Origin of the sequence: Maribacter aestuarii, assembly GCF_027474845.2 — a bacterium.
Taxonomy (GTDB): Bacteria; Bacteroidota; Bacteroidia; order Flavobacteriales; family Flavobacteriaceae; genus Maribacter; species Maribacter aestuarii.
Genome location: NZ_CP107031.2, coordinates 3,641,049 through 3,666,210, shown reverse-complemented (window position 1 = coordinate 3,666,210; position 25,162 = coordinate 3,641,049). Strand labels below are relative to the sequence as shown.

Annotated in this window: 23 protein-coding genes; 12 read left to right on the top strand and 11 right to left on the bottom strand. The window is 40.8% G+C overall.

Annotation, left to right across the window (positions count from 1 at the left end):
- The first annotated feature begins 93 nt into the window (after positions 1–93).
- A complete protein-coding gene (locus N8A89_RS16700) occupies positions 94–918 on the top strand; it encodes an OmpA/MotB family protein (RefSeq protein WP_281543249.1) in 825 nt (274 codons plus the stop codon).
- 213 nt (positions 919–1,131) lie between these two features.
- On the top strand, positions 1,132–1,299 hold the full coding sequence (locus N8A89_RS16695) for a hypothetical protein (RefSeq protein WP_281543248.1): 168 nt from the start codon (positions 1,132–1,134) through the stop codon (positions 1,297–1,299).
- A gap of 12 nt (positions 1,300–1,311) precedes the next feature.
- Here the strand turns inward: N8A89_RS16695 and N8A89_RS16690 are convergent, their stop codons facing one another.
- Genes N8A89_RS16690 through N8A89_RS16680 form a run of 3 tightly spaced genes read right to left on the bottom strand, consistent with a single transcriptional unit; the run spans position 1,312 to position 3,888 of the window.
- The gene (locus N8A89_RS16690) at positions 1,312–2,814 is read right to left on the bottom strand and encodes a M14 family metallopeptidase (protein WP_281543247.1); all 1,503 of its coding nucleotides are present in this window, start codon (positions 2,812–2,814) and stop codon (positions 1,312–1,314) included.
- Positions 2,811–3,467 carry a peptidoglycan recognition protein family protein gene (locus N8A89_RS16685; RefSeq protein ID WP_281543246.1) on the bottom strand — a complete coding sequence of 219 codons (657 nt, stop codon included), beginning with the start codon at positions 3,465–3,467 and terminating at the stop codon, positions 2,811–2,813. The genes N8A89_RS16690 and N8A89_RS16685 overlap by 4 nt, the downstream gene beginning before the upstream one ends.
- 1 nt (position 3,468) lies before the next feature.
- Complete coding sequence (locus tag N8A89_RS16680) at positions 3,469–3,888, bottom strand: 3D domain-containing protein (protein ID WP_281543245.1); 420 nt, start codon at positions 3,886–3,888, stop codon at positions 3,469–3,471.
- A 161-nt stretch (positions 3,889–4,049) separates the two neighbouring features.
- On the opposite strand from N8A89_RS16680, the gene N8A89_RS16675 reads away from it, so the two are divergent.
- On the top strand, positions 4,050–4,451 hold the full coding sequence (locus N8A89_RS16675) for a DUF2452 domain-containing protein (protein WP_281543244.1): 402 nt from the start codon (positions 4,050–4,052) through the stop codon (positions 4,449–4,451).
- On the opposite strand, the gene N8A89_RS16670 is transcribed toward N8A89_RS16675, so the two are convergent.
- Positions 4,446–5,324 (bottom strand): pirin family protein, encoded by an 879-nt coding sequence (locus tag N8A89_RS16670; RefSeq protein WP_281543243.1) that lies wholly within the window; start codon positions 5,322–5,324, stop codon positions 4,446–4,448. The two genes, N8A89_RS16675 and N8A89_RS16670, sit on opposite strands and share 6 nt — an antisense overlap.
- A 46-nt stretch (positions 5,325–5,370) precedes the next feature.
- On the opposite strand from N8A89_RS16670, the gene N8A89_RS16665 reads away from it, so the two are divergent.
- The gene (locus N8A89_RS16665) at positions 5,371–6,711 is read left to right on the top strand and encodes a serine hydrolase domain-containing protein (RefSeq protein WP_289644629.1); all 1,341 of its coding nucleotides are present in this window, start codon (positions 5,371–5,373) and stop codon (positions 6,709–6,711) included.
- A gap of 378 nt (positions 6,712–7,089) precedes the next feature.
- Here the strand turns inward: N8A89_RS16665 and N8A89_RS16660 are convergent, their stop codons facing one another.
- Complete coding sequence (locus tag N8A89_RS16660; RefSeq protein WP_289644628.1) at positions 7,090–7,932, bottom strand: 1,4-dihydroxy-2-naphthoyl-CoA synthase; 843 nt, start codon at positions 7,930–7,932, stop codon at positions 7,090–7,092.
- 325 nt (positions 7,933–8,257) lie between these two features.
- Here N8A89_RS16660 and N8A89_RS16655 point away from each other — a divergent pair, with 325 nt between their 5' ends.
- The 7 genes from N8A89_RS16655 to N8A89_RS16625 all read left to right on the top strand — a co-directional run bounded on the left by N8A89_RS16655 (position 8,258) and on the right by N8A89_RS16625 (position 15,543).
- Complete coding sequence (locus tag N8A89_RS16655; RefSeq protein WP_281543242.1) at positions 8,258–9,100, top strand: hypothetical protein; 843 nt, start codon at positions 8,258–8,260, stop codon at positions 9,098–9,100.
- 362 nt (positions 9,101–9,462) lie between these two features.
- Positions 9,463–9,783 carry a hypothetical protein gene (locus N8A89_RS16650; RefSeq protein WP_289644627.1) on the top strand — a complete coding sequence of 107 codons (321 nt, stop codon included), beginning with the start codon at positions 9,463–9,465 and terminating at the stop codon, positions 9,781–9,783.
- A gap of 12 nt (positions 9,784–9,795) precedes the next feature.
- On the top strand, positions 9,796–10,191 hold the full coding sequence (locus tag N8A89_RS16645) for a hypothetical protein (RefSeq protein WP_281543240.1): 396 nt from the start codon (positions 9,796–9,798) through the stop codon (positions 10,189–10,191).
- 176 nt (positions 10,192–10,367) lie between these two features.
- Entirely contained in the window at positions 10,368–11,468 is a 1,101-nt protein-coding gene (locus N8A89_RS16640; protein WP_281543239.1) for an SGNH/GDSL hydrolase family protein, read from the top strand.
- A 144-nt stretch (positions 11,469–11,612) separates the two neighbouring features.
- Entirely contained in the window at positions 11,613–12,182 is a 570-nt protein-coding gene (locus N8A89_RS16635; RefSeq protein WP_281543238.1) for a hypothetical protein, read from the top strand.
- A gap of 309 nt (positions 12,183–12,491) precedes the next feature.
- Positions 12,492–14,198: an FAD-dependent oxidoreductase gene (locus N8A89_RS16630; protein ID WP_289644626.1), complete on the top strand. Its 1,707-nt coding sequence runs from the start codon at positions 12,492–12,494 to the stop codon at positions 14,196–14,198.
- A 46-nt stretch (positions 14,199–14,244) separates the two neighbouring features.
- Positions 14,245–15,543, top strand: a complete 1,299-nt coding sequence (locus N8A89_RS16625) for a M24 family metallopeptidase (RefSeq protein WP_281543235.1) — start codon at positions 14,245–14,247, stop codon at positions 15,541–15,543.
- Positions 15,544–15,555: 12 nt separating this feature from the next.
- Here N8A89_RS16625 and N8A89_RS16620 read toward each other — a convergent pair whose 3' ends face one another.
- The 4 genes from N8A89_RS16620 to N8A89_RS16605 form a co-directional block, all read right to left on the bottom strand.
- Entirely contained in the window at positions 15,556–16,791 is a 1,236-nt protein-coding gene (locus N8A89_RS16620; protein ID WP_281543234.1) for a glycosyltransferase, read from the bottom strand.
- A 40-nt stretch (positions 16,792–16,831) separates the two neighbouring features.
- The gene (locus tag N8A89_RS16615; protein ID WP_281543233.1) at positions 16,832–18,343 is read right to left on the bottom strand and encodes a DEAD/DEAH box helicase; all 1,512 of its coding nucleotides are present in this window, start codon (positions 18,341–18,343) and stop codon (positions 16,832–16,834) included.
- Positions 18,344–18,554: 211 nt separating this feature from the next.
- Positions 18,555–19,484 (bottom strand): 2-hydroxyacid dehydrogenase, encoded by a 930-nt coding sequence (locus N8A89_RS16610; protein ID WP_289644625.1) that lies wholly within the window; start codon positions 19,482–19,484, stop codon positions 18,555–18,557.
- On the bottom strand, positions 19,485–19,994 hold the full coding sequence (locus N8A89_RS16605) for a DUF6155 family protein (protein WP_281543231.1): 510 nt from the start codon (positions 19,992–19,994) through the stop codon (positions 19,485–19,487).
- A 176-nt stretch (positions 19,995–20,170) separates the two neighbouring features.
- On the opposite strand from N8A89_RS16605, the gene N8A89_RS16600 reads away from it, so the two are divergent.
- Complete coding sequence (locus N8A89_RS16600) at positions 20,171–21,034, top strand: sigma-70 family RNA polymerase sigma factor (RefSeq protein ID WP_281543230.1); 864 nt, start codon at positions 20,171–20,173, stop codon at positions 21,032–21,034.
- Between the two features lie 521 nt (positions 21,035–21,555).
- Here the strand turns inward: N8A89_RS16600 and N8A89_RS16595 are convergent.
- Together N8A89_RS16595 and N8A89_RS16590 are read right to left on the bottom strand one after the other, a co-directional pair.
- A complete protein-coding gene (locus N8A89_RS16595; RefSeq protein WP_281543229.1) occupies positions 21,556–22,776 on the bottom strand; it encodes a YaiO family outer membrane beta-barrel protein in 1,221 nt (406 codons plus the stop codon).
- Positions 22,773–25,160: a sulfatase-like hydrolase/transferase gene (locus tag N8A89_RS16590; RefSeq protein WP_281543228.1), complete on the bottom strand. Its 2,388-nt coding sequence runs from the start codon at positions 25,158–25,160 to the stop codon at positions 22,773–22,775. Before N8A89_RS16590 ends, N8A89_RS16595 begins: the two co-directional genes overlap by 4 nt.
- Between the last annotated feature and the right edge of the window lie 2 nt (positions 25,161–25,162).

Below are 25,162 nucleotides of genomic sequence, written 5' to 3'. Positions count from 1 at the left end.
CAGGTGTTGTTGGATGGGGAAAGAACATCCATTCATCGATTTTATCCGTAAATGAAAGCGATAACACTAATATAAATTTAAAGCATTTTTAAAATGAAAAAATTATCAGTAATCGCAATACTTTCAGTAGCGCTTTTGTCCTCATGTGTTTCTAAAAAGAAATATGTGGCTTTGGAAGACAATCTTTCACAGACGCAGAGCAGGTTGACCAAAACGCAGGTAGAGAAAGAGGAATTGGAAAGCAAAATGGCCAAAATTGAGGCCCGTGTTGAAGAGTACAATTCAAAAATCAACTCCCTACAGGAACTAAACGATAGTCAATATACCGTAAATGATGTAGCGGTTATGAGCAATAATACAAAAGCAAATATGCGTAAAACCTTGGAAAAGGTAGATGCGGCTAAATTGGCAGAAGCTAGAACCCTACAAGATTCAATGAACTTGGCGGTATCGTACAAATTAAAGCAATCCATCTCCGACGATGATGCGGATGTTGAAGTAAGTATTGATAAAACTGTGGTTATGATCAATATTTCTGATGAGCTATTATTCAACACGGCCAGCTATAAAGTAAGCAACAAGGCAGAAAAAATCTTAAATAAACTAGCCGAGGTGATTAAATCCGAACCAAGCATGGAGGTAATGGTAGAAGGTCATACCGATTCTAGAACCATCAACACTGCAATGTTCCAAGATAATTGGGATTTAAGCGTTAAAAGGGCCACCTCTATTGTACGTGAGTTACAAAACAAGTATGATGTTGACCCAACGCAATTGATTGCTGCCGGTAGAAGTAGCTATCTACCATTAGTGGAAAACGACACAAAGGAAAATATGGCCAAAAATAGAAGAACCAAAATCGTTATCCTTCCAAATTTGGATAAGTTCTTCGCACTTTTAGACACGGCTAGTCTATAATATTTCATTATAACAATATATCGAAAAAGGGGAAGCCAGTGCTTCCCCTTTTTTTATAGCTGAATTTTGCTCGTCATCTATTATGGTAGGGTTTTTGTCAATTTGCTTGTTATATATACAACAGCCCCCAAATAATACTAACGAATCACATCCTAAAGACTATGAAGAAGTTTAATCAAGCCAATCAACAGAAAGGCTTTAAAGAAAGAAATTATGGATGTAATCAACGAAATTATTCAAAACAGCGCAATTGGACCCTTGTCCAAATTCTATAAGAGCATGGTATTGTTACTGTTCTCTACCATAGTAACCATGCTCAGCGCCATGCTAGTAATACTGCTAACCCACGGTTCCCATATGACCATACATTTTGGCTACTAGAACTGGTATACACTAACGGAAAATCATCGCATTTCCTTTTTGACGTTCAAAATCATGAAGCATTTTACTTTCTTCCTTGGATAGATCGAGGAGAAAACCATTAATGACGGCATAGTCCACCTTACCATTTTTTTCTAAAAGGAAAGTAGGGTTCATACCTGGTTCTAAACGTAGTTCCGATAGTTTATAATCTTTCCCTACAATATGCATGGGAGACGATGTATTTAAAATTGAAACGGGTATACTATCCACCCGAAGATAACCATAGCCCGATTGTAAGGCGTCTTTGAAATTAAAAGTATCCAGGTTTTTTATGGAACTTAGGGTTTCAGGATAAACTTTTGCTGCTTTAATTTTATATCCTGTAGCGTCTAGCGTTTCGTAGCCATAGTAGGTAGAAAGGTCCCCTTGATCCCAAATACGGCTACTGTACCAAAAATCATTGTGGTCTTCGTAATCCACTTCCACCTGATTGATTCCTAAATCGATAATATATTCATCGCCCATCAGCTCGTATGTTGCTCCTATAATTTTTAAATCGAAAAACTTACGGTCGTTCTCCGGAATTTTTTCGTACTCTGGGATGGGGATATCAACATAATTCCGTTTTGCAATGGTGAAAATAGCGGAAAGGATGGATACATAATTCAACTTACGTATTTCCTGCTTCTCTATATCCTCGGGGTATCCGCCCGACTCGATTAAAATAGTACTTGTACCCCATTTTTGGATGTTGTCCCCAAAAGCCCTTGGTTCAAAATCATCGTTATACCTGCCCACCTGTCCAGGTGCATATTTTTGAATGATATTGTTCATAAAGACGATAATCTTCATGGCATTGCCCCGCACCTCATTGATATCTTTATCATAATTAAAGGCAGGCGCTAAATAGGAAATGGTAGCGGGTTTCTCGGTCCGTTCCGCATTGTAATAAGTACTCTGGTCATGCAGGTTAAAGCCAAAATCAGCTTGTAGGCTATCCCGTACCCTTTTCAACGTTTGGCTTTCTGGGGACTGCAGACGCAACGCATCTCTGTTAATGTCCACGCCCAAGAGGTTTCTTCGTTGAAAGAGCTCCGCACCATCGGGATTCAACATCGGTAGAAAATGCACCGTTAGGCTATCTAGAATGGATGACTTTGCCTGAGTAAAGTCATCACTGTCCAAAAAATTCAAAATATCAAAGATGGCTTGGGTAGCGGTAGGTTCGTCCCCATGCATTTGTGACCACAAAAAAACATTGGTACTACCCGAACCTATGCTTATCAAATTAAGAGGCTTTCCTCCTATGGACTCGCCAACCTTTGTAACGTTGAATTTGGAGTTTGTACGGTATTTGGCAATTAGCGGCTGGATATCGCTGCGCTTAATGCGTCTTTTTCCTAAAGTTGGCTCTTTGTATTTTTCATAGGTTTCGTAGAGTTGTGTTGTAATGTCATCTTCTTGTGCATAGCAGTTTATACAGATAAAAATCACCAATATTAAACTGAAAAAGAAACGAGGTGCAATCATCATTTTGGTAGTTCTTTAAAATTTAAATCTTTTACTTTATTTCGGACTTTGGTCATGAAATCTACGCCGGGGTCTGTCTTTTTGGTACGATAACTATCGTCTTTTTCCAACCACAACGGGTGGTCTTCAAAGCGTTGGTATTCATAGTGTCCTATTAAATAGTCGATAGGATATTTTTCGGCCAAATAGCGAATGAGCCAAACGTTGGATCTGAGTTGCGCTTTTGTCAAGGGTTGGTCGGCGGCCCCGCCCACATTTTCTACCCCTATGGCACAATGGTTAAGACCGATGACGTGCCTGGCCATAGTGGTTTCTGGCATTAATCGATAAATGGTGCCATCACGGTCTACCATGAACTGGGACGATACGTTTAATCCGCTTAAATCTTTTATTTCCGGACGCCAATTGGGCAAAGTAGGTGCATCAAAAGCTTCGAACGATTTTTCAAACGTTGGGATAACCGTCCAATGTAGCACGATCATTTTGGGATCAATTTGAGGAGTATCCCGGTCCAGTCCATATCTGTCGGACAGGTATTCCAAGGTCAACGAATTGCGCTCTTCGTTAAAAGTAATGGGCTTATCTAGAATGTTTCCCGTACTTCCGCAGGAAATTAATAGAAGCAGCATTATGCCGATGGGTAGTACAGTTTTCATTTTAAGGTTGCGTGATGGTGTCTTTTGGAACTGCATATTCGATTTGAACTTTCCTCCTGCCCCACTCTTTTGCCTTTTCAATATCCTTGCCCATGTAAATATCAATCCGGTTTCTCCAGCGGTAATGCATTTTATCCTTTACCAAGTAAATACCTTCAAAAGTGTCAATTTTAACCATCGTGTTATGCTTCAAACCCTTGCGTAACAAATCCCGTGAAACCGCAATCCATTTTACCCCGGGTTTGATGGAATCGCCCCAAGCGGTAATCTGTGGGTGTTCGTAAGAAGTCTGCCATGCGACCGAATTATAGGCGGTAGCTGTAACTTCCATGGGAATCCATTCGTACACCACGGCATCCTTTACCTTGTTTTTGCAGCTAAACGTAGTCCAGATAAAAAGTAGAATAAGAATATTTCTCAAGCTTCGAACTTAGTGTAAAATATGTTCCAAGATACGCATATCTTAAATATCTGCCTTCCGTTCTTTTTCAATTTCATTGGAAACAATTGATAGTGAAGTCTGTTCGTACCTACATTCTCAAATAAAAATAGTTAAAGGGTTTTCTGTAAATTTGTACCGCTATGAAAAAAGAAAAGAAACCGGATTATGTAGTTTTTGATGAGGAAACCCAAAGCTATAATGGGAAAATACTCCCTTATTCCAGTAGTTTGTCGGCTCCAAAAATAACGCCGCCCGATGTAACCTCTTGGAAAAATTCCCATATCGTAAGCGCCAACAACCAATTTAAGGCCAAATATGAGTCTATTCAAAAGGAATACCAGCGAATGATGCAGGCTTACGAATACAACGATTTGGTGTATGGGTCCAAATTTAATTTTGAACCTATCGTTGGTAAAACGTACCACCTTTATAAAGCAAAGGACCAGAGTACATTTCTATCCCTAATAGCCCCTACGGAATGTAATTTTGATTATTTGGGTTCTTTTACCCTGGGTCCGGATAAAATATGGGAGAAGCTATGAACCCGGTAAAGGGACATAACTGTCATCGTTTTCCATCATGGGAAAGGTTTTAGCGGCCCAGTCGGTTTTAGCTTTTTCTATTTTATCCTTGTCAGAGGACACAAAGTTCCAATAAATGTGGCGTTCCTCTGCATACGGTTCCCCACCGAACAAAAGCACATGGGTATTTGGACCTAAGGTGACCTTACAACTATCCTCCACCTTACTCACCAAGATATTACCTTTGGGAACCGTTTCCCCACAAGCTGTAATGTTACCTTCCACTACGCAGATACCGATTTCGCCTTTTAACTGCTTTTCGGCATCTAAGCGGTGCGTGCCATTTTTAGTCTTGACTTCGATCATAAACAAATGGGAATGTACGGGCACGGGCGACTTTTTGCCGTAACCTTCTCCGGCGACGAGCGTAAACGAAGCTTCCCCGTCTAGCCATTTGGGCAATTCCTCCTGATCAAAGTGATGAAATTCGGGGTCCATATCTTCCAATTCTTTGGGAAGGGCGACCCATATCTGATAACCATGCGCGGTAAAGGTTTTTCCGTTTCTGAGATGGTTAGGCGTACGTTCGGTATGGGAAACCCCTTTCCCGGCTACCATCCAATTTACGGACCCCGGTTTTATAAGCTGTGAAGTACCCAAACCGTCTTCATGCAGTAATTCTCCTTCCAACATAAACGTAAGGGTAGATAGGCCAATATGTGGGTGCTGGTCAACGTCCATATACTTTTCAGGACCCAACTGGGTAGGACCCATATGGTCAATAAAAATAAAGGGTCCGATCATCCTTTTTTTGCGAAAGGGTAATAATCTTCCCACTAAGAAATCCCCAATATCCCTGCTCCGTTCCTCAATAATTAAGCCTATGTTTGACATGCTTTTCGTTTTTGATAAATTTACGACAATCCTAAAAAAAGATGCATTGAAAAAAATTAGAATCATCCTGTTCATCCTACTCATAGCCCTGTTGGTAGGGGTTTATCTAAATTACCCGAAACTGAACCTCATATCCGGCGTGGCCTCCAAGAACATGGCATCGCAGGTTTTTTTAGCTAAAAGAGCGCCCGATTCCGTGACTACTTTTGACAATAACATGCCCTTGGTGAAATTGGCGGATGCCCAATTGCTAATTCAAGATTCTGCCGCAACGGCGTCGGTCTACGGATTGATGAAACGCAAAGCGGTCTATAAAGACGGTGTCGGCGCTGCCTTAACGAACGAGGAGCATGACACGCATAGCTTTACTATAGCCCCAAATAGAACTATTGACAAGGATACCCTCCCCTTTCCCTACGGAAATGCGGGTGTAACCGATACCCTTTTTGAAAATGTGGACTATGAGCTATTGGAAAAGGCGATAGACAATGCCTTTGCCCGACCTTCGGAACAGAAAACCAGAACGGTTTTAGTAGCCTACAAAAACCACATCATCGGGGAGCGCTATTTAAAGGGTTTTACGAAAGACACGCCTATGCTGGGCTGGTCCATTACCAAAAGTGTTTTGGCGACCCTTTATGGGATGATGCAATATGAGGGAAAGATAGACATCCATTCCTACCGGCCCTTTGAAAAGGAAATACGTATGAAGGGTTCGAAATCCGCCATCACGATTAACCATTTATTGCGTATGCAGAGCGGGTTGGCTTGGGAAGAGAACTATTTTGAAATTTCCGATGTCACCAAAATGCTGTTCCTTTCGTCCGATATGCCACAGATACAACGGAATAAGCAAGTCATTGCACAACCCACAGAGGTCTGGAACTACTCCTCTGGCACCTCCAACCTGCTATCGGGAATTCTGCGGGAGCAGTTCAAAACACATCAAGAATATTTGGATTTTCCTTATTCGTCTTTAATCGATAAAATTGGAATGCATTCCATGATCATTGAAACCGATCTGACCGGAAACTTTGTAGGTTCTTCCTACGCCTGGGCCACAACCCGTGATTGGGCCAAGTTCGGCTTGCTGTACCTGAACAAGGGTATGTGGAACGGGGAGCGACTTTTTGCAGCTGATTGGGTCGATTATGTATCCGAACCTACCGCACATTCGGACGGAGTATACGGTGCACACTTTTGGTTGAATGCGAACGGGAAATACCCGGATGTACCGCGGGACCTATATTCCGCCAACGGATTTCAAGGGCAGTATGTGTTCATCATCCCATCCAAAGATTTGGTCGTTGTCCGTACGGGACTGGCCGAAGACCCCGAGTTTGAAGTCAATACCTTTCTAAAAGAAGTGCTTAGCGCCATAGATTAAAATATTGGATGTTTTTGAACTTTGGGACAGGTTAAGAAATATAGCTATGCTTACAGTATAAAAATTAGGAGAATTTATAGGATATTTCTTACCATACCACACCAAAAGACACTTTCACCACAAAAATTCCTTAGCTGACAACAATAGTTTCAATATTTCGAAGTCTACCTGTACATTTACTATGTAATAAAAACGAAGTATAATTTTTCATTTTCATATAGTGTTCTCGTAAAAGAGTCCGGTCTTCTTAGATCGGACTCTTTTTAGTTTGTTTCGGTTCTATTCGGCAATCCTGACTGGATAGGGAATAGGCTATTTTTTAGTTCACTTCGACTACGCTCAGTTAACGAATTAAGACTACGCTCAGTGAACCCAGTATTAAGGCAACCACTTATTTTTACCGAAATTCGGCTTACGTTTTTCCAAAAAGGCGTTCCTGCCCTCTTTGGCCTCTTCGGTCATATAGGCCAGTCGCGTGGCTTCCCCAGCAAAGACCTGTTGCCCCACCATTCCGTCATCGGTGAGGTTCATGGCGAATTTCAGCATTTTTATAGAGGTCGGAGATTTTTCCAGTACCTCCTGTGCCCATTGGTAGGCTGTGGCCTCCAATTCATCATGGGGCACAACGGCGTTTACCATACCCATTTCAAAAGCCTCCTGTGCCGAATAGTTGCGCCCTAAAAAGAAAATTTCTCGGGCCTTCTTCTGTCCCACCATTTTGGCCAAGTAGGCCGAACCGTATCCCCCGTCAAAACTGGTGACGTCGGCATCTGTTTGTTTAAAAATGGCGTGCTCCTTGCTCGCCAAGGTCATATCACAGACCACGTGCAGGCTATGACCGCCACCTACCGCCCAACCGGGCACCACGGCAATGACAGCCTTGGGCATAAAACGGATCATTCTTTGTACTTCTAAGATATTAAGGCGGTGCTGGCCATCTGCGCCTACATACCCCTGCTCTCCCCGCGCCTTTTGGTCGCCACCGCTGCAAAAGGACCAAATACCGTCTTTGGTAGAGGGACCCTCTGCAGAAAGTAGCACGACGCCAATGGACGTATCTTCCTGAGCGTCATAAAAAGCTTTTATAAGCTCGCTCGTCGTATGCGGTCTGAAGGCATTTCGTACGTTGGGCCGGTTAAAGGCAATACGGGCCACCCCGTTACTTTTTTTATAGGTGATATCGTCAAATTCCAGGGCAGTTTGCCAATTGGGTGCTTGCATATTAGTGATTCCTTAGATTGAGCCTTAAAAATAATACTCTCTTTGGGATTTTAACCAATGATTGGAGCGCTATTCCAAAGTGTAACGGCAAAGAATTCATATTTTTTAAAAGGCAATACTCACAAACCACGAACTACAAACCTCAAACCACAAATACTATTTCGTAAGGCCTACCCTACCCGTTGTATTAATTTTAGTGTTAAAAACTAATGATAACACAAACGAAAAGAACGCTTTAAAACCTCGAACTTCGTTATCTGAGGATACAAACTATTGATAACAGGTTCATATCCATAAATGTTAGGCACAAGTTGAAAAAAACCAAATGATAAAACAAAATCCATTTTCCGTATATGATTTCTTAGGGTATTTAGTTCCTGGTTCAATAGTTATTTACTCTTATTTAATTGTTGACTATGCTAAAAAACATTCGGAATTTGTATTAAAGGAATTTACTGACGAATTTCTTGATTTAAAATTTGAGGGGATATTTTTCTTTGTGATTTTATCTTATACCTTAGGACATATAATAAGTTTTACATCTTCCGTAACTGTTGAGAAATATGCAAATTGGACTTACAGTTATCCATCAAAATATTTGTTAGATATGCGGTTTAAAACTTTCTGGAAATCAATATCTGGCTGGAAAGACTTTATTTGGAGAATTATAATAATAGTGATTTTACTCCCTTGTATTTTATTGGATTTGTTATTTGGTCAATTTCTTGGATTTAAACGATTCTACACAAAAAAGTTGGACCAATTACTTCAGGATTTGATTGTTCACAAACTAAACAAACTGCTGATTAAACTTGGTATTCAGGAAATTGAAGGTTATACTCAATTTGAAAATGGAAGAGCCAATGATGCTGACTTTCATCGAATTGCTACTCACTATGCTTATGAAAACAGTAAAAATCATCAAGCAAAAATGAGTAACTATGTAGCACTTTATGGATTTTTACGAACTTTGTGTTTTATATTTAACATTTTAGCGATTTATACATTTATAAGGGTATGGGTTTATTTGCAATTTGATTTTAAAAATGTTTTAATCATATTAATTTTATCCGGAATATCGTATTTATCTTTTATGGCTTTTATGAAGTTTTATCGTAGATACACATTAGAAGGACTTATGGTTATTGCGATAGACGAAACGCTGTAAAACCTTTGCCTAACATCTAATAAAAACAATAGGACAATTGTAGCAAAACCCGAGGTTCAGGCATATTTGCGAAGTCGCCAAATTTTTAAATTTGGCTTATTGACAATGAAAAGATAATAAGAAAAATTTAAAAATACGGCTTGTGCTCAACAGAATGGTAGTCGCTCATTTTTCGCCTTACGGTTTTTATACACAACCGATAACAAAACCTTAATTTTTAAAGAAAAATCACTTTCTAAATTGGGCTAACCCCGTCCGTAATTTTCAGCCAACCAATACTTGTTAAATTTTTTATAAACTCAGTGAACGGGGTAATATGTTAATATGCCTTTTGCTATATTATTTAGAGATAAAACAAACCTATGGCGGAGAAAACCTATAGAAAATGCCCCAACTGCGGTAAAATGTCCTTAAACCAAGATTACTGTCCCGCTTGCGGCAGTATCATCAATACGACCTTAAAACGGGAACTGGCTAGGAAAGAAAAAGCGGCCAAAAAGCAACTAGAAGCAGCCACTCCCAAAAAAAAAGCGCAGTCACGATTTTTTTGGAAAACTCCAAGGACCATCAAAACCCTTTTATCAAGTACACCGCACGTTTCTTTTATTCCATTTGGATCGTTGTCATCGCTATCGGCTCTTTTTTGGCTTTGCTGTTCGGTTATATTGCTGCTTAATCTATAAGTGCTTTATTCTATGCTCCTCACCTACCTCAAACGTTTTTATTTTCCGGTTTTCGTTACGATAGCGATATTCGTTTATGTGGCGCAACAAACTGCTATAGACTTACCTCTGCTTGTAAATAATTATTTGAACGATTTACTCTGTATGCCCATCGTCTTGAAGATTTGTCAATATTTGGTCCGGCAATTCAAAAGTGACCGCGGTCTTCAAATCCCCATTACTCTTGCCTTGACACTTACCGTGTTATACGCCCTTTATTTTGAGTTGCTGTTGCCCAAATTCAATGTTCGCTACACCGCCGATACCATTGATGTTCTTTTATATTTCGCTGGTGCTTTATTTTTTATAGGAATAGAGCGCTATGGGGCGGGTAAAACTTCGGTCTTGGAACCCTATAAAGATTTATAAAAAATAATACGGGGCTCGGATAGCACACTTAGGTGACCCATAGGCCTGAGCCCAAGTAAGATATTTGAAGCTATTGGTCATTACGTTTCTTTTCGCTTTTCTCTTTTTAGGCACAGTTTGCAGGAATACCTATCTATTTTATTCCCTATTTTTAGTCCCATTTCTAACTTTCTAAAATGCACAATTATTACTACTTTTTATTATTCGTTTTCATGAGTATTCCGGTCTGGGGAATTTCACAAGAACTAGAAACAACCACTTATTTCGGCAAGGATTATTTTCTATTGGAAGGCACTGCAATTGCCGATTCGTTAAAAGAAAACCGCTATGACAGGTTACCGGTATCCCTCAAAGATATTGTTCGAAAACCGGTGTGGGACTTGTCCAAGGCTTCGGCAGGAATGTCCATTCGGTTTTTTTCCAATTCAACAAGTATTAGTGTAAAGTGGACACTTTTAAATAACAATACCATGAATCACATGGCCGAAACCGGAATTAAGGGGCTTGATCTTTACTTTAAAAATAATGGGAATTGGCAATACCTAAATACCGCTCGCCCAACGGATATGGATAATGAATCTATGCTCATAAACACCATGACCGATGAAATGCGGGAATATAAAATGTATTTACCTCTTTACGATGGCGTTGTTCATCTTGAAGTGGGTATCGATCGGAATAGCGTGATTAAAAAACCGACCAAGAACAACGATTCCTCAATAGTGTTTTACGGAACCAGCATAACACAAGGGGGTTGCGCATCTCGCCCTGGTATGGCACATACCAATATTATTTCCAGAAAATTAAATATGGACTGTATCAACTATGGCTTTAGTGGCAATGGCAGGATGGAGCAACCCATAAATGAATTGATATCGGAATTGAACCCTGCTTTCTATGTGATTGAATGCTTGCCTAACATGAATCCCGAACAAATTACGGATAGGGCCATACCACTAGTAAAAACAATTAGGGAGAAGCATCCTGAAACGGCCATTGTTTTTGTCGAAAATTTCAAATATGAACAGTCCGCCCTAAGTAAACACTGGAGCAATATGGTTAAGGATCGAAATACGTCCCTAAAAACGGAATACACAAAAATGATGGATGGTGGATTTGAGCATATTTTTTATATAGATAGTAATAATGCTACGGGTGACGACCATGAAGGATCGGTTGATGGCGTTCATTTTACTGACTTGGGATTCATGAGGTACGCCGATTTTCTAATGGCAAAGTTCAAGGAATTTGGCCTTATTACTACAACTGAAGATTGAAAAACATTATTATAGTTCACTTAGTTGGTAATCGTCTCTAACAAGTGATTATTCAAAACAGCAAGCCACACACTTTTAAAGAAATAGTGTAATTTGTTGCCCATTACATGAGTTGCAGCACCTATTCAAATCAACCTAAAATAGATGAAGAAAATTACACTATTACTACTCTTACTACTCAGTTATAGTTGTACCGAGAAGAGCAGTACCCCAACGGAGCCAATTACCACCTATTACGAAGGCTTTAAAAACTCCGATTACGAAAAAATAAAACGAACGCTTGCGGACAGTCTGGTCACCACCGCGGGAGACTATATCATGGAGTTCTCCAGAAAGAGCTACTACGAGAAATTTAAATGGGATTCAATCTTTAAACCCGAATACGAATTGATTGCGATAGATACGAAGGGAAAGTACCCTGTTGCCACAGTAACCGTACGTTCCTCAAAATTGGCATTTTTAAAGAATAACCCTCTGACCTGTAACTATCGGTTTCATTTGGAATCGGGAAAAATCTTTAAAATTGACGAATTGGATTGTCCCGATGCCGATTGGGTGCTATGGCAGAAACAAGTAAATTCTTTGGTGAATTGGGTGGCGAAGAACCATCCGGAAATGGATGACTTTGTTAATGACCTGACCATGGAGGGTGCTTTAAATTACGTGAAAGCCATAGCATTATATCAGCATAGCGAAAATGCCAAGCAACCCTAAAACCTGCCCCATGGAAAAATTAAAGATCGTGATGTTGTCGCCTCGCCCGTCTATTTCTGCTGCTTCTAAAATTCCTACTGCTTTTAGTTAAATAACCGACTAAAGCTATCGCTCCAGCAAGTAAAATAACGGGAACCATTATATATAAAACTTCGTTTGGCAAGTCCATACTTCTAAGATATAAAAAATTGACAACTTATTGTGATTCAAGCTACTAGCATTTGTCTGCTTATTAAATTCTAAAGTAGCGGTGCACATGCCTTTAATTCCCTATTTTTAGTCCAACAGCTTATCAAATATCAATAAAACATGCTTAGATTTTTAACAGTACTTCCTTTGTTTGCACTACTACTGCTTTTAAGTAGTGGTTGTAGCACCAAAGACCGTTCAGTTTCGGCTGATGTTATTATATACGGAGGAACTTCTGCTGGCATAACTGCCGCGATACAAGCTGCTCGGCTTGGGAAATCGGTCATAATACTGGAACCCACAAACAGATTGGGAGGATTAACCACGGGTGGTTTAGGCCAGACGGATATTGGCAACAAACAGGTCATCGGAGGACTGGCCCGGGAGTTTTATAGGAGTATTAAGTCGCATTATAATGATTCCACCAATTGGGTCTGGCAACGCAGTTCGGAATATAAGGACGGCGGACAAACACAATCCGGTAAAGATGAGGATGCCATGTGGACTTTTGAGCCTTCGGCCGCTTTGGAAGTGTACAATGAAATGCTAAAAGACCTCGATATTAAAATAGTCTATAACCAAAAACTTAATCGCGAAACAGGCGTATCAAAAGTTGCTAATACCATTACGTCAATCACCGCAAAATCTGCGGATACCTACTTGGGAACCGTTTTTATAGATGCCACCTATGAGGGCGACCTAATGGCCGCCGCAGGAATATCCTATACGGTAGGCCGAGAATCCAATTCCCAGTACGGAGAAACCTTAAATGGCATTCAGGCCAACAAATTTGCCACAACCCTAAGCGGAACTGTTTCCAACAACAGCGTGTACCATAATTTTGTAGACGGTGTTGATCCCTACGTTGTCAAAGGTGATTCCTTGAGCGGACTCTTGCCTTTTATCAATCCAGGTGGCCCTGGTTTAGATGGGCAAGCCGATGAAGGCATACAGGCGTTCTGTTTCCGCATGACCCTAACCAACCATCCTGATAATCGAATTCCGTTTACGAAGCCCGAAAATTATAATGAATTGGACTATGAACTGCTATTCCGTAATTATGAAGCCGCCAACGGGCCTATAGAAGAAATGTATTCGTATGGCGACCCTATACTTCCTTGGATCAATGCGGCCATGCCGAACAGAAAAACGGATACCAACAACCAAAAAGGTTTTTCAACCGATTTTATTGGACAAAATTGGGACTATCCTGAGGCTTCCTATGAGGAGCGTGAGAAAATTATAGCTCGGCATCGGGACTACCAACAGGGTTTAATGTGGACATTGGCCTATCATCCACGAATTCCGAAAAAAGTAAGGGACAGGGTGTCCCAATGGGGTACTTGCAAAGATGAATACGAACGTGAAGATGGCTGGCAACAACAATTGTACATACGGGAAGCGCGCCGTATGATAGGTGATTATGTCATGACCCAAAAAAACTGCGAACGAATTGACGTAGTCAATGACCCCATAGGTATGGCGGCCTACGGCATGGATTCCCATCATATAAAGCGATACGTAACTTCCGAAGGCTACGTAGCCAACGAGGGAAATGTAGAGGCCCATGTCAAAGCTCCCTTTCCCATTAGTTACCGCTCTATAGTTCCCAAAAAAATAGAATGTTCCAATTTAGTCGTTCCTGTCTGCTTGAGCGCATCACATATTGCATTTGGGTCCATTCGGATGGAACCGGTCTTTATGGTTCTTGGTCAAAGTTCCGGAGTAATTGCGAGCATGGCCATAGACCAAGGGCGAGCCGTGCAGGATATACCGTACGATGCACTTAAAGAGACTCTTGCAGAATTGGAACAAGTGTTGGAATAGGGCTACATTTTATTGTTATTTTTAATTTGAATCAGAATCCGTTTTTATGAAAAGAATTCCGCTTTTTTTACTTCTACTAATTTGCACGAATGTTTTTACACAAGAAGCCTTGCGTCGTTGGCGGAAGCTGAACCAAGTGCGCCAGGATAAATTTGATTTGGTATTGCCCACTGCCATGCGAGAAAACAATATTGATATGTGGATCGTGACCAACAGGGAGGGCAATCTGGACCCCTTGTATACCGATATGGGTGAAGGGTACGTAGGTAGCAATGCTTATTACATTTTCTACGATGCCGGGGGAGAACGTATAGAACGGGCAGCGCTAGGAGTGGGTGGCTATCTTTTGAAAGAGGGTAACACCTATGACTATTTTGGGTCGGCGGACGAGTTGAAGGAATTTGTTAAGAAACGAAATCCCAAAACCATAGGACTCAATATTTCCAAAAATTTTGGAGGGGCGGACGGACTCACACATTCGGCCTATCTAGAGCTTACCGAAATCCTGGGGGAGGAATATGCAAAGCGATTTGTTTCCGCCGAAAAGTTGGTATCCGATTTCCGTTCCAGACGTGTGGCGAGTGAAATCGCGATTTACGGCGAGGCGGGTGAACTGTCCTATACCATTGCGGAAAAAGCTTTTGCCAACGATGTCATCACTCCAGGGGTCACCACCTTAGAGGACGTGGCCTGGTTTATGAAAGAACAACAGTTTAAAAACAATTTGGGCTCCTCTTTTGGAATGCCTTCCGTATATGTTACCGGTCCCGATGGGGTCATCGCCACTTCCACCGACCGTATCATCCAACGTGGTGATGTTCTTATGCTGGATTGGGGCGTTGGGCTTATGAACATGTTTACGGACATGAAGCGAATGGCCTATGTATTGAAAGAAGGGGAAACCGAAGTGCCGGTAGGTATAAAAAATGCCTTTGAGCAAGGGGTGAAAGTCAGGGATATCATCAAAAAAACGATAAAACCGGGCGTTACGGCACAAAAAGCGGAGGATGCCGTTTATGCGGCATTGACCGAAGCCGGGTTCAATAAAATGGAAGGCTTTAATAAATACACGGATTTGGATAAAACCGATGTCATTATCGGCTGTCACTCCGTTGGAAACTGGGGGCACGGTATTGGTCCATCCATTGCCTTTTTTAATCCGGTCCGATTGGGATATGAGCTAAAGCCTTCCAACTTAATTTCCATAGAATTGTTCGCTTATACCAAAGTTCCGGAATGGGGTGGCAAAAAGCTACGCGTTCCTTTGGAGGACGACGCCGTCATTACCGAGCGTGGTATAGAATGGTTGTACCCTATTAATCCTAGGATACTGGTGATTAAATAAGAATGATTCGATTTACTTTTTGTTTTTTTCGGCAATCCACTTTCCCATGTATTTGGTACTGGCAAACTCTTGCTGCTGAAGTAAAGCGCCTATAAAATTTTGAGTTCTGTGTTGTTTGAGATTATTGTTCAACACTTCTAGCTTAGACAGAAATCTTGTTTTTAAATCGGGCTTGGAATAAAGCGTATTGATAATTTCAAATCCCTGCTCTTGCGCTATTTGCCAATCCGACTTATTGGTATATAACACTATAGAAGCTTTTGCAAAGTCTTCCGCATTCTTCGCAACACTACCGCACCAAGGTAAATCTCCGTGCATGCCCTCCGCCCCTACGTCCGTTGTAACGCTGGGGGTGCCATTTTGCATAGCGTTGATCAATTTGCCTTTAATTCCTGCACCAAAGCGCAGCGGTGCCAAACACACCTTCACGGATTGCATTACATCATCCACCGCTTCCGCCCTACCCCGTATCAAAAATCCTTCCTTTACGTTATGTAGTTCTAGTACCTGCTGTGGTAAATAGGCTCCGTAAACCTGTAGCTTTGCCTCTGGTATTTGGGATTTTATTCTAGGCCAAATAGCAGTTTTCAGCCATTTGATGGCATCAATATTCGGACTGTGCTTCCCACCCCCGATAAAGATAAAATCCCTTCGATCTTCAAAAGAAGGAAGTTGTTTGGTATCCTGAATCTCGTCTAGTAAGAAAGGAAGATGTAACACGAGACTTTCATCCATTTTAATCATCTCGGTTAACAATTCCATTTCATAAGTTGAAATGATCAACGACAAGTCGCAACGGTAAATGCTGGCTATTTCCCGTTTGGTTTTGTCGTTTTGTAGCCAGGCATCAACTGTGAAAGGTTTACCTTCTTTTAAAAGTTCCTCTCGGACATGACGAAGGGAATGCAGGTCCTCGGTATCTAGCATCCGGAGCGAATTCGGACACTGTTCTGCCACCCGCCAACCGAACTGTTCTTCGGCCAGGAATCGGTCAAAAAGGACCATACCTGGGTTTAGTGTTGTTATAAATTCATCGAATGTCTCGCTGTTAAGTTCAATAGATTGTGTTTCAATACCTAATTCCTGAAGATTGGCTGAATGTTCCGAAACGGCGGCTGTAGAAGCAAAGGTGATATGATAATTCTCTTCCAAAAAAATGTCCAACAACTGCATCATATGCACCCCTGCGGCCGTGGAAGTCGGTTCTGGCCAGTGGTAACCGATGACAAGGAGTTTCTTGAGGTCCATTAATTTTTCTAAAAGCTAAAATCGTCTTTTGAAAACAAAACTACATCCGAGCAGCGAACTTTTTGGAGATTTTGGAACGCAGTTTTCGCTCATAATCCTCTTCCAACCACTCTTTGTAGTTCTTCGTATTGTTCATGATGCAATAGGAATATTGACGCACCCGATAGGAAATCTCTTCCTTTAATTTTTTGGCTAGTATCCGGGCATCAAACACATCCTCGGCATTCTCCACACAAATTTGGGCATGCTGCTCAATGCTTTTTTCCAGTACTAATTTCGATTTCTCGCCATTGGCAAAACTCTTTTTATATTCCGCCTTGATATCGAACTCTATATTTTCCGATTTTGAGAATTCATCCCGTAGCTCTTGTGGCATTTCATAAACGAATTCCCGTTCAATCTCTTCGTCGTTCTTAATATTCTCCAAGTAAAAATCCGGAAAGTGAAAAATTTCTTGCCAGTCCACCGGGGCTTCCCACATACCGAAACGGGCAATGTTGTTCCCCATATCCACCACGGTAAATTCTTCCTTGTTCGGCAAGTAGCGCGAACCACGACCGATCATTTGGAAGTAGAGTGTTAACGAACGCGTAGCGCGATTCAATATGATGGTCTCCACAGATGGTTCGTCAAAACCCGTGGTCAAAATACTTACCGAGGTGAGAATGGCATCTGGCGTATTGGAGAACCATTCCAGAATCTCTTTTCGTTCCGAAGCCGTATTCTTATTGTCCAAGTGACGGATATTATATCCGGCCTTTTTAAAGGTCTCATACACGTACCTGGAGGTGTTGATACCGTTGTTGAAAATCAACGTTTTGGTGCCCTGGGCAATTTCCGTATAAGCATTGAGTAGCTTACCCAACATGCTATGATTCCCATAGAGCTCGTCGGAAGACTTTACGGTGTAATCGCCACTAATACCCAATTTCAGGGATTGCAGGCTTACATCATAATTGTACATGTTGGCCTTGGCCAGGAACTTTTTTTCAATGAGCGATGCGATGGATTCCCCTATAATTAGCTTTTTATAGTTGTCCTTCATCGGGAGTTTGATGTTGGAACTTAAGGGGGTCGCGGTAACTCCCAAAATTACGGCATCCTCAAAATATTTGAACAGTTTGCGGAAAGAGTTGTAATGTGCCTCATCGATAATTACAAGCCCAATATTCGAAATTTCTACCTTCTCTTCTTGCAGCCTATTGTTCAAGGTCTCTACCATCGCCACAAAACACATGAACTCATCTTGATCGATGAGCTCTTTTACATCGCTATTGATGATTTTATTATTTACCCCAAAACCGTGGAGCATTTTCGAAGTTTGAAGACTTAGTTCAATACGATGGGTGAGCACAACGACCTTTTTGTTGGTCTTTTCGATATACCTACGTGCGATTTCAGAAAAAACGACGGTCTTACCCCCACCCGTAGGCAGTTGATAAAGAAGATTGGAGCTATCCGGATTTTCCTTCAGGTATTTAAATATGGCCTTAAGGTCTTCCTCCTGATAATCGTATAATGTCTTTTCTGTAATTTCTTTTTCTAGGCTCAAAAGAATCGCTAAGGTTTGACAGGGTTAATTCATAAAAAACCTTACAAAATTAGAGGATTTTTACTCATGATAGAAATATACACCTCAAAAACGTTCATAAAAAATCGGAACAGTTCCAACTGATTTTGCTAATGCGCTCATATGGAAGTGCTTAAAAACACATTTTGCACAAAGCGCTGAACGCAGCTCGCTAATTGGATTCCGGGCCTAATTAGTAGCCTTTCTTGCGATCGACCTCGTTGAGCAAAGGATGTCCTTTTGCTATCCGATGATAATTTTCTATGATCTGTGGTATAACCGATGCGGTGTCCGAAACGCTGGCGTAGTGGGGCGTCATGTGAATTTTAGGATGGCTCCAAAAGGGATGGTCTTTAGGCAACGGTTCTTGATGGTAAACATCCAAGCAGGCACCTGAGAGGTGACCAATTTGCAGGGCTTGCACTAAATCCTCATCCACCAGATGACCACCTCTGGCTACATTAACTACATATGCATGCTCAGGTAATTGCCGAAATAGCGAAGCGTTTAAAACTCCCGTGGTCTCCGGAGTTAACGGAAGCAAGCAAACCAGAATATCCGTTGTATTTAAAAAGGGCTTGAGTTCCGCATCCCCAGCAAAAGTTTTGACGCCTTCAATACTTTTTTTGCTTCTGGACCAGCCCTGTACGGTAAATCCGTAACGATATAAATCCGACCCGGTTAACGAACCTAGTTCTCCAAGTCCCATAATACCCACGGTTACGTCCTTTATACGCTTATAAGCTATGGTTTTCCATATACCGGCAACTTGATTCAATTTATAGGCGTTCAAATTCTTAATATGCGCCATGATTACCGCTAAAACATGTTCGGACATATCACCGGCCAAATAGGGGTCTACAATACGGGTGATGGGAATGTTTTTTGGAACAGTTTCGTCCTCAAAAATATAATCTACCCCTGCACCTGCCGAGGCAATACATTTAAGATTAGGGTAAACGGATAAGCTTTCTTCGGGGTGTTTCCATGTGAGGGCCATGCTCACCCCCTCTTTAGGATGTTCTTCCAAGTAATTGTAAACCTTTATCGAAGGATCTGCCTCTAAAAGGGCGTCCTTCCAAAGGTCTATTTTTCCGTCCTGTCTAATTATAACAATTGCCATCTAATCAATGATATCTAGGGCTCGGGAGAAATCCTCCTCAAAGAGCCAGTTTTGTTCTTGTGTTTCTTTGTAAATTTTAAGCATGCGTTCCCGGTAATCCGCCAAAAGGCCATTCTGTGAAATATAAGTAGTCATTTCCGTAAAGGAATTGGCCATGCTTTTATAAAAGGCGTCCGGTACGTTGCGGTCCATGGCAAAGGTTTGGGCAATTTCTAAATTAAAGCACATAACGTCGGCCACCATATGCGGGTCCATACCCAGTTTCAGAAAGTGTTTCAAGTATTTTTGAGCTACGGAACGCCTGGCCTTTGGCCTTCTTCGCTTTACCGGAAAGTATTCATTGGAAATTTTCGCTTTGGCCTCCTGAACCAGCTTTTCTTCTTTGGGATTAAAAACAAAGTCGTAGTAGGTCTTTACCGAAGGAAAGCGAGTGTATAAATCCATAAGTTGCTCCTCCAGGTCTTTTTTGGACAATTCCGACAAATAGGTCTTTAATGCTCTTTTGCTCATGCAACAACAATTAATTCAAAAATAGAATAAGTAGCGCTAAAAGCTTACAAGGGTCTTAATATTTCTTAAATACTCATAATTTATGTAAAAGATTATCGGTATCCCTTTGGAAAAGACGTAATAAAAATGTATTATGTAAACTTGTACAACTTCTAATTTTTAACACATAGATATATATGAGGCAACTAAAGATTATCAAGCAGGTTACCAATCGCGAATCAAAATCATTGGACAAATACCTGCAGGATATCAGTAAGATTGATTTAATTACTGCAAATGAAGAAGTAGAATTAGCCCAAAGAATACGTGAGGGAGATCAAATAGCATTAGAAAAATTGACCACTGCCAACCTTAGGTTCGTAGTTTCTGTGGCAAAACAATATCAAAATCAAGGATTAAAACTTCCGGATTTAATTAACGAAGGAAATTTAGGGTTGGTTAAGGCTGCGAAGCGTTTTGACGAAACTCGTGGATTTAAATTTATATCCTATGCCGTATGGTGGATTAGACAATCCATTTTACAAGCTTTGGCCGAGCAGTCTAGGGTAGTACGCCTACCGTTGAACAAAATCGGTTCCATCAATAAAATTAAAAAGACGTTTTCCTATTTGGAGCAAGCCCATGAGCGACCACCTTCTGCCGAAGAAATCGCAAAGGAACTGGAAATGACCGTAACAGAGGTCAAGCAATCCCTAAAAAACTCTGGAAGACATGTATCCATGGATGCGCCGTTAAGGGAGGGTGAGGATTCTAACCTATATGACGTTCTACGTTCTGGGGAATCACCCAGACCGGATAACCAGTTGTTGCAACAGTCTTTGAATACGGAGATCAATAGGGCTTTAGAGACACTTTCGCCTAGGGAAGCGGATGTGGTAAAACTTTACTACGGCATTGGCGATCAACAATCAATGACCTTGGCAGAAATTGGCCAAACCTTTGATTTGACTCGGGAACGAGTTCGTCAAATTAGGGAAAAGGCAATTCGCAAACTGCGCCATGCCTCTAGAAGTAAATTATTAAAGACGTATTTGGGATAGTTTCCCAGTACAACAGTCTCATATAAGAAGCGCCCGCAATTTTATTGCAGGCGCTTCTTTAATTAATACACACTAAAACACTAAGAATATGTTAGTTTGTTGATATTGTAATCTACCAAAATACTGTTCAAATCTTGAATAAAATTTTGATAAGAGGTGTTGTCTTGATTTTGATGTGCCATGTCTTTCAGTTTTGTCGGGTTTGCTAGTGGGCTTGACTACATGTAGTCTAGTTCCGCTAATTCGTTAAGGCTTAAAATTTCGTTTAAATCTTGAAGGAATACCAAGTACTCTTCTCCGTAGGTATCGTAAAGCATTTATTATGGTTTTAATATGATTTGGGTCATATAATTTTACATTGTGAATGTACTTAAAAGGTAAAGTCGTCACAATTAATTGTGGTGTACCCATTAATTTTTGTTGTAAAAATGTAAAAAGTTGGAGGTTAAGCTATAAAATAATCAAGAACCTACTGTTTCAAAGGCTTCCCGTGAATTCCGTTAGCCAGATTTGTTAATATTTCAACGGAATTTAATGGAATACGCCAGTCCAGCGGTAACCGATAAAAAGAAGTTACCGGAGCTAAATGCAAGTTCTTGCCGGTTGACGCCTATATTGGCCTTATAAAGGTTGTTTCCGTCACCATTACTGAATTGATACTCCAACCTAAATCGTTGTGCCTCCAAATAAAGCAGCGTCTCCGCCAGTAGTTCCCCATCTACAATAAACTGGTTGAGTTCTGTATCAAAACCATAGACCAAATTCATACCTAGAAAATTATTTCCGTCTTTTAAATAACGTCTCACCAACAAATTTCCGGAAACCCCTAAACCTTTTCTACTATCCGGTATAATGTAGGGTCGTACTACTGCGTAGTAATTACCCCTATAAATTCCAAACGTACCCGTGAGGATAGTAGCATCATCGGTATCAAAGGACAAATGCCTAAATCCTAAAGATACTTCCATTGCCTTAGGCAGTTCCTTTAGGACCTCCCCTCCTATTCTATGACGGGGAAATATCTGAGAGGCGGAATAACCATAATTTATGTAGCCACTAAGGGTTTTATTAAACCTCGGATATGCATCCACCTCTGCCTGTACTCCGTTGATATTGAAGCGACGGTTGAAATTTAATCTCGGAATCAACACGCCCCAACTCGCTTCTTTTTTGTACTCTAGTGCCCCGTAATACATTGGGTCTAGCTGCTCGTCAAAAACCTCACCTTGAGTGTAGAGGGTTATGGCTTGGGTCGTTGGGTCCTCAATTTTGGTTTCCTTCAAAACATTTTGAAGTAGTTGTTGGGCCTCTATTTGTTCTAAGATTTGAGCTTTTAAGTTCAAAAGCTCGGAATCGTCCTCTAAATAGATGAGTGCCTTATTGCAAAGCCCTAGGGCAATATGGAAGTTTTTTGCATATTGTTCGTTCTTTATGGCTCCAATCCAAACATCCTTATTATTCTTGTCTTCACTTGTAATTCTGTTGAACTGCAGGCGGGCCTCTTCAAATTCGTTGTCCCAACTATAGGTCTTGGCCAAAAGACACCGAACATCCGTATACTCCGGATATACAGCAAGAATTTGCCTTAAGGTATCCCTGGCAATTTGCCGCTCTCCCGCAAATGCCAAATCTCGTGCGGCAAGAAAGGAAGCATCTGGATCTCCAGAATAGGCTATTTCTTGGGCATTGGAAATGCACATCCAGAAAATCAATAATAAGGAAACTATTTTTCTAGGATTCATTTCGTATTGTTTTTGACCACTGCACCTTTATCCTCTTTCACAGCTTCTTGTAATTCTTGGGTTCTTTTTTCTTGAACCTTTTGCAACGAACGTTCAATCTTCTCCGTTAAAAGGTCCTGAGTTAATTTATGTTTTGCAACAGATTCTTTTATCCAAAAGACGTTTTCATCCTTATCTGCCCAATAATAAGCATCCAAAAGCGCACAATAACCATCCTCATAGTCTGGATATTTCTGTACAACCTTTTCGAGAATCGATATGGATTTCTCATAGTTTTCTTGCCAGGCATAGAGTCTACCCATTAAAATTTCTGTGTCGGCATGTCTAGGGATTTCACTTAAAATATACTTGCAGAGCAACAAAGACCTGCTCCAATCATTATCCAGGGCCAGCCTACGAGCCGTACCATAGGCTTCGTCAAAGTTTTGTCCATTAAACACACTCTGAATCCATATTTCTTGCTCCTTTGTAAACGTATTTTCAGTATAAGTGATAAGTGAAATATCCTTTGGGAGAATTTTATCTTCTGTGGTGACATAGGCATTAATGGCCTTAAACTGGTCAAAACTTTTTTTGATCGCCTCTATTTCACTGTCTTCTTCGGCCTCTAGAAATTTTAAATCTTGATCAAGCTCGTATACATCACCGTCCGTTAAAAAATGAGAACCATCGATATAATCCTGAATATTATTCGTGCTTCTTAATAATGGGATTTGCTTTTTATTAAAGAGATTCTTTTGTGCCTGTAAACCACTACCCAACCACGCCACATCTTTTGGTGCATCAATGCCGTATTGCTTGTCTAGCAAGGAAAGTAAGGTAGGTACGATGTCCGCATGGGAAGCAACTTCATTAAAAACCTGCTCTGATTTTAGTAGAGGGCTGTAAATTATTAATGGGACCCTGTAACGGGAGAGCGTATTCTCCTGTGGTAGGTCCGTAGCATGATGACTTCCTGTGATGATGTAAATCGTATTGTCATAACTGGAAAGATTTTGCTCGGCGGCCATAAATTCTTCAATAGCCTCATCCGTATATAGGAAGCTTGCAAATAGGGCTGCGTTTTTATTGATTATTCGTTTTGTCCTCCCACCAAATCTTGAATTTGACAAGCTGAGCCCTACCTTTTCCAAATAATGCTCCATCATCGGTATTTGATAGGGCTCCTTGGTACTTAGGGTTACCAAAACATCTAAACTAGGAATGGTATCTGACGACATATTCGAATGATACTTTTTAAAAAGTTGCTTATCCGGATATCCAAGTGAAATACCCGCTGCATCCTCAGTTTGCATTGTATATTCTTTACCAAAAGCATTTTTGTCCAAAATTTGCTCTACCCCTTCCTCGTACAGAAATTTATCATAGGCATTAAGTGCACTATTGCCTCCATAGGCAAAGGATGTCAGATAGCCATTTTTTTGTAGAATACTGTATAACGTATTCCTGTGTACCAGCTCATTTATATGTGTAAACCCATTTTGACCAAAAGGTAAGGATCCAACGATAGAGGGTAATGCCCCATGGTCTTCACCTGTATTGCTCAAGAAATTGTTCCAATAGAGGGATTCTGTTTTTAGGGACGACAGATAAGGCATAAAATTGATATACGCACCGCCTTCATTAACAAAGGAACTACCCAACCCGTTTACCACGATTATCTTTATGGATGGTCTGTCCGATTTTAAATGGAAGTATTTGTGCAGGTCAGTCGTATAGTCGGTCTCCTTTAACAACGGATATTCAGCATCACCTTCATAAACATTGGTATCGAATAGATTTTTACCAATGCGCTCCAATAGGTGTTGGGTCTTATTTTCATTAACAGCTTTTTTTTCAGAGTACAGGGTAGCGAGAAATAGACTGAATAATATGATTGTAAATGGGTACATCCTACTGATAAGTCGGTAAAACGATGTGATGTACTTGTAACTATAATGAGTTACCAGTATGCACAGTGTTAAGATGCCTATTACCTGAAAAAATGAATTCCTTGTCCCACTTAAACTTGACCATCCCGAAAAATTGGCGCCAAGTACCTCATAGTTCCTCACGTAATAATTAACGAGAACCACCTCAACAAGCAAGAGTATGCCAATGATGATTTTTACGGTTAAAAATCCTTTGCCTGGTCTCCAGTTCTCTAAAATATTAAAAAGGAAAGCTAGGAATAGTGCACATACCGATGCAAACCCTAAATGATGCAACAGTAGGATAAAAAAACTCTTGTTCACAATACTATCCAGAACCCCAGAAAAATATAATGACGTATTTTGATATACGGACAAAACCACCAACCCCAAAAAGAAGGAAATAACCAAAGGAATAAAATCCTTCAATTTCTTGGACCTAGGGTCAATTTTTATGTCTTGTATCTCGTGCATCT